Origin of the sequence: Frankia canadensis (genome assembly GCF_900197875.1) — a bacterium.
Taxonomy (GTDB): Bacteria; Actinomycetota; Actinomycetes; order Frankiales; family Frankiaceae; genus Frankia; species Frankia canadensis.
In genome coordinates this window covers 1-8,992 of record NZ_FZMO01000155.1, presented here as the reverse complement: position 1 = coordinate 8,992, position 8,992 = coordinate 1, and the positions used below count along the sequence as shown (strand labels likewise).

Here is an 8,992-nt window from a genome sequence, read left to right as displayed (position 1 = left end):
CCCTGCGCACTCGCCCCCTGCCCGCCGCCATCCCCGGCCGCGCGCAGCATGGCGGCGCGGCCGGGGATGGCGGCGGGCAGGGGGCGAGTGCGCAGGGTGAACGCGGCGCTGTCCTCGCCGGCGACGATCAGCCGGCTGGCAGCGGTGTAGGCAGGTAGGCGGGCGAGGTCGTGGTGGGACAGGACCGGGGTCACGTGACGGGCGAGGTCCGCGGCGTCACGCGGTGACACGGCGAAGAACACCTTCGAGCGGGCGTTGGTGGACAGCGCGTCAGCGAGGTCACCGGGGAGCTGGCGCAGATGCTGGTGAGCGAGCACCATGCTCAGCCGATAGCCCCGCGCCTCGGCCAACATGTCCTCGACCGCACCGGGCAGCGTCAAAAAGTTCTGCGCCTCATCCAGATACGCGGCGCAGTCGGGGCGCCGGGCGGGCGGAAGAGCCGCACGGCGCAGCGCCGCCTGCCACACCTTCGCGAGCACGATGCTGCCGACGATCTGCGCGCCGTCCTCACCGATCGCGCCTTTGGGGACGCGGACAAGCAGGATCCCGCCGCGGTCGAGAACAGCGGGCACGTCGATGGTGGAGGGTCCGCCGGCCAGCGCGGCGCGGGCGAAGTCGCGCAACAGCAGGGCGCGGAGCTTGTTCATGAGCGGGCCGACGGCGGCGGCGCGCGCCCCGTCGGACAGCTCGCTGTACCAGTCCCAGAAGCCGGCGAGGATCGGATCGGACACCCTCGCGGCAGCGGCCCGCCGTGCCCGCGGGTCGACCAGGACGTCGACCACGTCGACGAGGGTCGGGGCGGGCTGTCCGGTGCGGCGGCCGGTGAGCAGGGTGAGGGCGGTGGAACGAAGCAAATCGTCCGTTCTGGGGCCCCAGCTGTCCGCCCAGATCCGCCGGAAGATCCCCACCAGCTGATCCGTTGCCAGCCCCGGATCACGGCCGTCCAAAATGTTGAGCACCGGGGGTGGCGCCGGGTCGTCGGGGTCGAGCAGGGTCAGCCGGTCGGCGGCGGATGCGGGCAGCCGGTCGAGGAGATCGCCGACGAGGTCGCCTTTGGGATCGACGACGACGACCCCGCGGCCGGCCTCCGCATCGTCGAGGATCATGTTCGCGAGCAGGGTGCTCTTGCCGGAGCCGGTGGCGCCGAGGATGTGCAGGTGATGGCGGGCGGCGGCGACGTCGATGCCGATGTCGCGGCGCCGGCCGGCCTCGGTGCGGCCCAGTGTCTTCACGCCGGGGCCGGCGTCGGGGATGCCGGCGGGCGGGGCGACGGCGGCGGCACCGGCCCGGGCCAGGCCCGGCACGGCGGTGTCCACGGGCAGATGGGCGAGGGCGGCGAGTTCGTCGACGCCGACCAGGCTGCCGCGGCGCAGCCGCCGTTCGGCGAGTACCCGCACCGGGTCGGGCAGGCGCAGCCGGCGCAGATGGTTGTGGCCGGCGTACACGGCGTAGGCGGTGGCCAGCGCGTGCGCCCGGCCTCGCAGCGCCGCCCGCGCCCGGCGGGCCTCCTCCCGGCCGAGGGGGGTGGGGCGGGTGGCGCCGTAGGCGAGACGGACCTCGAAGCGGGGGCCGAGGGCTTTCTGTCCGATCGCCCGGGACTCCGCTGCCTCCTCCGGCGGTGTCGGCCCCGGCCGGCGCGCCGCCGCCTGCGGCCGGGTGCTGTGGGGGGTGATCAGGTCGAGGGCGCTGGCCCACAGGTGCACACCGCCGGCCTGCTGGCCGCGGTGACGGGCGGCGGCCCGGCGGGCCTGCGCGAGGCGACGTCCGGTGACCGGCCGGGCCAGCACCTGCACCGCGGCGATCTCGTCGTCGTCAAGTTCGCCGGCGGCGCCGAGCAGCGCCCGCACCGGATCGCCCGGCGGGGCGGCGTGCAGCGGCAGAACCTCGGTGCGGGCCAAAGAGAGCACGCCGCCTTCGGCCAGCAGCCCGCCGCCGACCTCGTAGGTCCCGGTGGTGTCGGCGGGGTGGAAGGGGTCGAGGGCGGGCCGGTGGGTGGTGGTGCGGGCACCGGGCCAGGCAGCGCCCGCCGCCCGTTCCACCAGCCCGGGCGGAACCACGCCCGGCACCCACAGGCGGAACGCGGTCCCGGCGCGGCGCGCCACGATCTCGAACCCGAGATAGGGCTGGCCGTGCAGGAGCCGCGCCCAGAAGGGGCGCAGCAGGCCACTCATCTGTCCCCAGAACGCCGCCGCCGCAGCGGGGTCCACTTCGGGCGGCATGAGGATCTCCACCGTGCGGGCGTCCGCGACCAGCGCGGCGTCGCGGGCCACCCGCCACCGCGAGCCGAGCACCACGGCAGCGAGCAGGAGCACTGCGAGCGGCACGCCAACCGGCAGGCCCCACTCGGTGAGGAGCCGGGTGAGGGTGTGTGCGGCGTGGGAGGGGCTGGTCAGCCAGCCCGCCGGCCCCGCCGCCGGGGCGGCGGGGGGTGGAGGTGACAGTGGGGACAGCGGATCCAACATCATGACCTCTGCTCCAAGCAGGAAGGTGGACGCGGCCGGCCGGCAGGTGGCTGGCGCGCACCACGCGAGGCCGCCCTGCCCCTGGCCGAGGGGCGGGCGACGGCCACTGGATCTGTCGTGATCAGGTCGTGTTCGTGGTCGCTGGCCTGGGCGCGGAACAGTGCCCGGCGCGGGCCCGTGGCGAGCAGCGTGTCGCCGGGGCGGGCGGCGAGCAGCGCGGCGGTCTCCCCGTCGGTCAACCCGAACGCGGCCTGGACGGCCGGGGCGGCGGAGGCGTCCTGGCGCAGCAGGAACTTGGTGGCGGCGTTGCCGATGACGGCGCGGCCCTGCTCCGAGCCGAGGAGGTCCCCGGCGTCCTGGGTGACCAGTGCCAGCCCCGCCCACCATTTGCGTGCGGCCTTCGCCAGGCGGAGGAGGAAGCGGGCGCCGGCGGGGTGGGCCATGAGCAGCCAGGCTTCGTCGACGACGACGAGGCGGCGGCGGCGCCGGGTGGGGTCGGCGACGTGCCGCCAGATCGCGTCCAACACGAGCAGGGTGCCGGCGGCGCGCAGCTCGTCGGGCAGGGCGCGCAGCCCGTAGACGACCAGGTGGCCGGCGGGTGTCTGGGTGGTCGGCCCGTCGAACAGGCCCCGATGCGAGCCGGTCGTGAAGGGGGCGAGGAGTCCGGCGAGGTGCTGCCCGTCCGGGTCGGCCGCAAGGGCGGTGGCGACGTCGGCGAGTAGCGGGGCGGGCCGGGTCCAGCTGGCCGGGTCCTGGCTGATCCCCACGGCCGCGTAGGCGGCGAGCAGTGCGCGGTCGAGTGCCGCCCGGCTGGTCGGGTCGTCGTGGCCGGTGCCGAGGAGGGTGGCGAGGAAGGTGTGGGCGAACAGCATCCGCCGGGTGAGCAGCTCCGGGTCGTTGCGGCTGTGGGCGGGCAGGTCGAACGGGTTGAGCCGCACCCCCGGTGCGCCGAGCGCCAGGTGGGTGCCGCCGACCGTGTCGGCCAGGGGCGCGTACTCGTCCTCGGGGTCGACGACGTGCACGTCAATGCCCTGGTAGAGGCTGCGCAGCACGTCGAGTTTGGTCAGGTAGGACTTGCCGGCACCCGAGGTCGCGAGGGTGATCGAGTTGTAGTTCGTGTTCGCCCATCGGTCGTGGGCGACGATCCCGGTGGAGGACAGGTTCGGCCCGTAGACGACGGGGGCGGCGCCGTCGCGGTGCGGGTCGGGTAGTGGAATGTCCGGAGAGGTGAAGGGGAAGCTCGCGGCGACGGCGGCGGTGTCCATGGTGCGGGTAGCGCCGAGCAGGTCCGCGCCGAGGGGCAGGCTGGTGGTCCAGCCGGCGAGCATCCGGTAGCGCGCCGGGTGCACGGTGAGCAGCAGGCTGTGCGCGAGCGCGATGACGCGTTCCACCTCGTCGGCGAGGGTGTCCTGGTCGTCGGCGTAGACGGTGAGATACAGGCCCACCTGGAATAGGCGGGCCTCGCCGCGGGCGAGGCGGCCGGCGAGGTTTGCGGCGTCGTCGGCGGCGGCCTCGACGTCGGGGTCCTCGAGCCGGCCGGCGGCAGCCGCGAGGCGGCGGCCGGACTCGAGGCGGCCTCGCTGCCGGCGCAGCCGCGCCGCCGCCACGCCCGGGGGTGTCGGCTGCAGATGCATGGCGACGTCGAGGCGGCCCGGGTAGGCGAGCAGCGGTTCGAGCCAGGCCGTGCCCACCTCGTGGGGATAGCCGGCGACCAGCAGCGTCGACGCGCACAGCCCTCCGACCTCGAGCCGGTCGGGGTGCAGGGTCAGTGCGGGGGTGAACCCGACCGGCCCTACCAGCCGGCTGACCTGCCCGCGGTGTCGACGCCCATCGCGTCGCGGCCGGCTCACCGCCGTACCCCGGTGGCGTGCACGACGCCGGTCGTGGTGGCGCCGTCGGGTGGGGGTGGCAGGTCGGGATGGGCGCAGGCGGCGACGATCCGCCCCGCGGTGGCCGCATCAGCCAGGCGCACCCGGACTCCGGCGGTGGCCAGCAGGCCGGCGGCTTCCTCAAGCTGGCGTACCGCCTGCGCGGCCGCGGCGTCTCGTCCGCCGCGTGCGGACCCGGCGGGGCGGCGGACGGTGAGCAGGATCTGCCGTTCCCGCAGCGCCCGGCCCCGGCCCAGCTCCGCCAGGAACCCCGCGTGTTCGGCGGCGGCGCGTGCCAGCGCCGGATGCGCCAGCCGGCGGGCGTGGGCGGCGACCGCGTCGACGTGGCCGGCGAGGTCGACGGGCACGGTGCGCACGGTGATCTGCACCGGGCCGGCGGCGGCGTTGAGCATCCGCGCGAAGGACGTCACCTTCGCCGCGCGTTCCTCCCCAGTGGCGAGAGTGATGTTCGTGGCATCGACGTCCGCGAGCACGGCGACCGCGTCCCCGAGATCCACTACCCCTGCCATCACACCCGCTCCCGCCGGGGCGACGCCGCCGGCCAGCGGCCGTGCCGCGACGGGCGGACGGTGCGCGGCCTGCACGTCGGGCACCCAACCCGGCACGGTCGGCGGGCCGGACGGGGGCAGCGCGGTCTGCACGGGTGGGGTGCGCCGGTGGGTGAACGCGGCGGCGGCGTAGCGGTCCAGGGGAAGGCCGGCGCGGCGGCCCAACGCGAGCGCGGCGCCGACCCCGACCGGCGGCACGCACAGCACGATCAGCAGCGGTATCGGCAGATACGGCCGGGCCACCCAGAACACGCACAGCGCGAGCAGCAGCGGAGGCGCGAGGACGCCGAGTTGGCGGCCGGTCAGTCCAGCGAGGATCTCATCGGGCCGGTCCACATCCGCCGGCACGCGGGTGCGGTCCGGCACAGCCGGCGAGGACGACATGATCACATCACTCCCAGTCGCAGGACGAGAGAAGGAGAAGAAACGAGGAGAAGAGGGAAGGCGCGCAGCGGCCAGCCGGGAGCTTGCGGGGCGGGCGGCCTGTCAGACGCGGATGCCGGCGGCCTGCAGGCCCCGGCGCAGCAACCGAACCTTCACGAGGGTCACGGCCGTGCTCGGGCCGCCGGTGCTGCGCAGCACCATGCGGGTCACCCAGCCCTCCAGGCGCAACGCCAACACGAACAGGCTGGCGCAGAGAAGGATGTTGAGCAGGCTGCCCCGGTTCGGTAGCAGCGCATGCCCCTCATCGGAGAACAGCACCCGCAGGCCGATAAGCAGCAGCAGGGAATGGGCGACCTGCACCGACAGGCAGCCCGCCAGCGCCCGCCCCCACAGCCGCGCGAGCCCCGCGGTCTGCGGCAGGCCGTAGCCGATCAGCAGCAGTGGTCCGCTGACCGCGAGGAGCATCAGGACGAGTAGGCGCACGCCCCAGCCGATGACGAGGGCGATCGCCAAGGCGGCCACGGCCAGCAGGAGCAGCGACACGAACGGGCCGGCCACGCTCAGCGCCAGCGTCGTGGTCAGGGTGGACCCGATGCCCTGCGCGGTGATCCGCCCCTTGACCAGGGCGGCGGAGATGCCGTTGGCCAGGCTGATCGCGAGTCCCAGCAGCGGCAGGCTCAGATGCGCGAGCACCATCCCGACGACCATGCGGGGGGCGAGTTCTTTCGCGGTGGTGCGGGTCTGCAGGGTTTCGTGGCCCATCACCAGCAGCGCGCCGGCGGTGAGCACGAGCAGCATCAGGCTGTCCGCGATCGCGACGCTGTCCCACCAGATCTCCTGGATCGTCGCCCGGTCGGTGACGTCGGGGGTGGACAGGACGGTCGCGCCGAGCAGGTCCATCATCGGCGCGAGCGCGGCCTCGGCGAGTTTGCGCAGCCAGCTGTTGATCGCGTCGGCGATCTTCCCCGGGATGTCCGTCAAGCCCCGCAGGAAGCCGGGGATCAGGCTGACGCCCGCGCCGCCCTTCGGATCCGGGGAGGGGCCCGGCTGCGGGTTCGGGGTCGCCGACGTCGACGGGGTGGGTGGCAGCTCGTCGTAGGGAAGCGCGGGCGGTGCCTGCGGCGCGGGGGTGGCCGCGAACGCCGGGACCACCGCGCCCGCCAGCACACCCGCCGCGGCGGCCACCACACCGATCCGCCGCAGCCCCCGGCCGCGGACACGGTGTCGCGGTGCTCGCAGCCTGCCCATCAGCCGCCGACCACCGAACGCAACGCGGTCAACGCCACCGGCGCCAGGATCGCCGCCGCATAGCCGATCCCGGCCGCTTTGAACGCGCCCTTGGCCCGTTCGATCTCCCCGGGGTCGCCGTTCGCGCCCATGTAGCGCAGGCCCCCGATCGAGGCGAACAGGGTCGCGGCACCAGCCAGAATGCCCATCAGCCAGTTCCGCATGTTGGTGATCACCTGGTTGAGGTCGGTGACCCCCGGAGGCGGAGCCGGTGCCGGTGCCGGCGGCGCAGCGACGGCGTGTCCGGCCACGACCAGGACGAGGATCAGCAGCACGGTCAGCGTCACCACCCCGGCCGCGAGCAGCCGCCGGCCGCGGGCGGACAGCCGAGGGCGCCAGCGTGCCTGCGGGCCGGTGAGCACGGCAATCGCAGCGGCGCCGCCGGCCGCGAGCTGCAGCGCCGCTGCCACCCCGACCAGACGCGTCGGAGGGGACGGCGTGTCGGTCAGCCGGGCGAGCAGGCCGGCCAGCAGCAGACCGCCGCCCACCGTTCCCGCCGCGCCCACCACACAGCCGGCCAGGGTCAGCAGGTGGCGCAGCCATCCCGGACCGCCGTCGATGCGACGCCCCATCGCCGCGGCGGGTCGCCGCACACCGCGCCGCAGCGCGTCGATCAGCTGGGCGATGATGCGCACGGCGCGGTTCACCGGTCACCTCCCGCCGGAGCGAGCCGGCCCGACAGGACCGCGTTCATCAGCACCAGCTCCGCCGCGCACAGCCGCAACGCCCACTCCTCACCCGGCACCTGCTCCGTCGACAACTCCGCCGGCGCCCGGCCCTCACCACGCACCGCCCACAGCAGCTCCGCCTCCCCGGCGACGAGCACCCCGGCCCGCGCCGCCGCCCGCAGCACCGGCCGCAGGCCCGTGCCCCACGGCCGGGGCGGCACCCCCGCGCTCGCCGGCACACAGGTTCCGATCGGCAGCAGCGGGCAGTGCACCGCCGCATACGCCAGGCCGGTCCGGTAGGCCGTCCACAGCAGCCGCACCTCCAACAGCGGCGCCTCCGGCGCCAGGCGGCGCAGCGCCATGAGAAAACCGGTCACCAGCTCGCCGTCCAGGTCCGGTCGGATCGTCGGGTCATCCCCGGCGAGACCGGCGGCGACCCGGCGCAACGCCGGCAGCGCCACCCCCACCGCCCCGGACAGCCAGCCCTCGTCGCCCTGGCGGCACGCCATCTCCCGCCACACCGCGGCCCGCCACACCCCACGCGGCGTCGAACCCGCCAGCAGGGCGCGCAGCTCCCGCAGCCCCATCCGTCCGGCCGGGATATCCGGCTGCATCTGGGGGAGGTCCAGCAGATAGCGGCCGGAATCCGCGGCCTCGTCGAACGCGACAGCGGCAAGATCCAACGCCGTCGGCTCGACCTCGAAATCGTCGTTCACAGGTCTCCCTCGCAACTCGTCGAAACGTGTGCGAGACCAGAAAGCCAGCGCCACCTGGCGAAACCCCTGACAGCACTGATACCAACCCTGACAACACCCCTCACAGGCCGGCTGGACTTCGCTATCCGGGAGTGTCAGAAAGCTTGCGTCGCAGCACCATCCAGCGCCGAGTCGACGGACAGGGAAGGTGTGAGCAGAGTCCTCCCTCGCCTTCTGAATTTCCAAGCTGTCAGCGGTTTCGCCAACGGACTGTCAGTGCGCCGCCAGGAAAGCGGGTACGGACCCTTCGTCGCACTGTCAGCGCCACCGCCAGCTCTGTCAGGGATAAAAACAGGTGCCGGCGTTTCCCTGAAAACCACGCCCCTCCGGCCCGCTCGGAGCGGCGCGACACGTACGACGTGGTTATCCCGAAGGAGACGCCGCATGGCCCCCACGCCCGCCAGCACCGGCCCCGAACCGGTACCCCTCACCGTCTGGACCACCCGCGACGGAGACGATGACAGCCTGCCCGCCGATATCACCCGGCGGATTCTCCACTCCTACACACAGCCCGGCGATCTTGTTGTCACCACCAGCACCATTCCGACCGCCGCGGCCGAGGTGTGCGCCGCCGCCGGAAGGCGCACCCGCCGCGCGAACACCCTCGGCGCCGCGGACATCCCCCCGGCCATTCTTCTGCGCCGCTACCCGGCCGCCGTCGACCTGGTCCTCGACCAGCAGACCGCCATCGAAGACCGCACCGCCCTCGCCGACCTCTACACCGATCTGACCGCCCTGCTACGCCCCGGCGGCATTCTCCTCACCGTCATTCCCGAGAGTTCCCCGCCCGACCCGCTCGCCGACCCCCTCACGGACACGGTCGCCGCGGCCCTCGACGCCGGCCTGACCTACACCCAGCATCTCCTCGCCCTCCGCCTGCCTTTCCCCAGCAGCCTTCTGGCCCCGCCCGCAGGCAGCGGCTGGGACCCGGCCGACGACCCGACGCTACCCACCCCGCTGCCGCCGCTGCGCATTCACGCCGACCTCGCCGTGTTCACC

The 8,992-nt window shown here is 74.4% G+C and carries 7 protein-coding genes; 1 reads left to right on the top strand and 6 read right to left on the bottom strand.

All coding sequences use genetic code 11. The annotated features are described in order from the left end of the window. The 6 genes from C1A33_RS14365 to C1A33_RS14340 all read right to left on the bottom strand — a co-directional run. The coding region (locus tag C1A33_RS14365) for a type IV secretory system conjugative DNA transfer family protein (protein ID WP_243407550.1) at window positions 1-2,465 on the bottom strand (2,465 nt) is incomplete at its 3' end. After that, entirely contained in the window at window positions 2,462-4,312 is a 1,851-nt protein-coding gene (locus tag C1A33_RS14360) for a VirB4 family type IV secretion system protein (protein WP_101832018.1), read from the bottom strand. The genes C1A33_RS14360 and C1A33_RS14365, both read right to left, overlap by 4 nt. Then, window positions 4,309-5,283 (bottom strand): PrgI family protein, encoded by a 975-nt coding sequence (locus tag C1A33_RS14355; RefSeq protein ID WP_243407549.1) that lies wholly within the window; start codon window positions 5,281-5,283, stop codon window positions 4,309-4,311. Before C1A33_RS14355 ends, C1A33_RS14360 begins: the two co-directional genes overlap by 4 nt. 102 nt (window positions 5,284-5,385) lie before the next feature. Then, window positions 5,386-6,468: a TrbL/VirB6 family protein gene (locus C1A33_RS14350; protein ID WP_133150672.1), complete on the bottom strand. Its 1,083-nt coding sequence runs from the start codon at window positions 6,466-6,468 to the stop codon at window positions 5,386-5,388. A gap of 62 nt (window positions 6,469-6,530) precedes the next feature. Further along, a complete protein-coding gene (locus C1A33_RS35715; RefSeq protein WP_207770308.1) occupies window positions 6,531-7,217 on the bottom strand; it encodes a pilin in 687 nt (228 codons plus the stop codon). After that, a complete protein-coding gene (locus C1A33_RS14340; RefSeq protein ID WP_101832016.1) occupies window positions 7,214-7,954 on the bottom strand; it encodes a hypothetical protein in 741 nt (246 codons plus the stop codon). Before C1A33_RS14340 ends, C1A33_RS35715 begins: the two co-directional genes overlap by 4 nt. 423 nt (window positions 7,955-8,377) lie before the next feature. Between C1A33_RS14340 and C1A33_RS14335 the strand changes: the two genes are divergently transcribed. Next, the coding region (locus tag C1A33_RS14335; RefSeq protein ID WP_101832015.1) for a hypothetical protein at window positions 8,378-8,992 on the top strand (615 nt) is incomplete at its 3' end.

What these genes read in the sequence shown, in the direction of transcription:
- C1A33_RS14355 (WP_243407549.1), bottom strand. Translation starts at nt 5,283, where the DNA reads ATGTCGTCCTCGCCGGCTGTGCCGGACCGCACCCGCGTGCCGGCGGAT.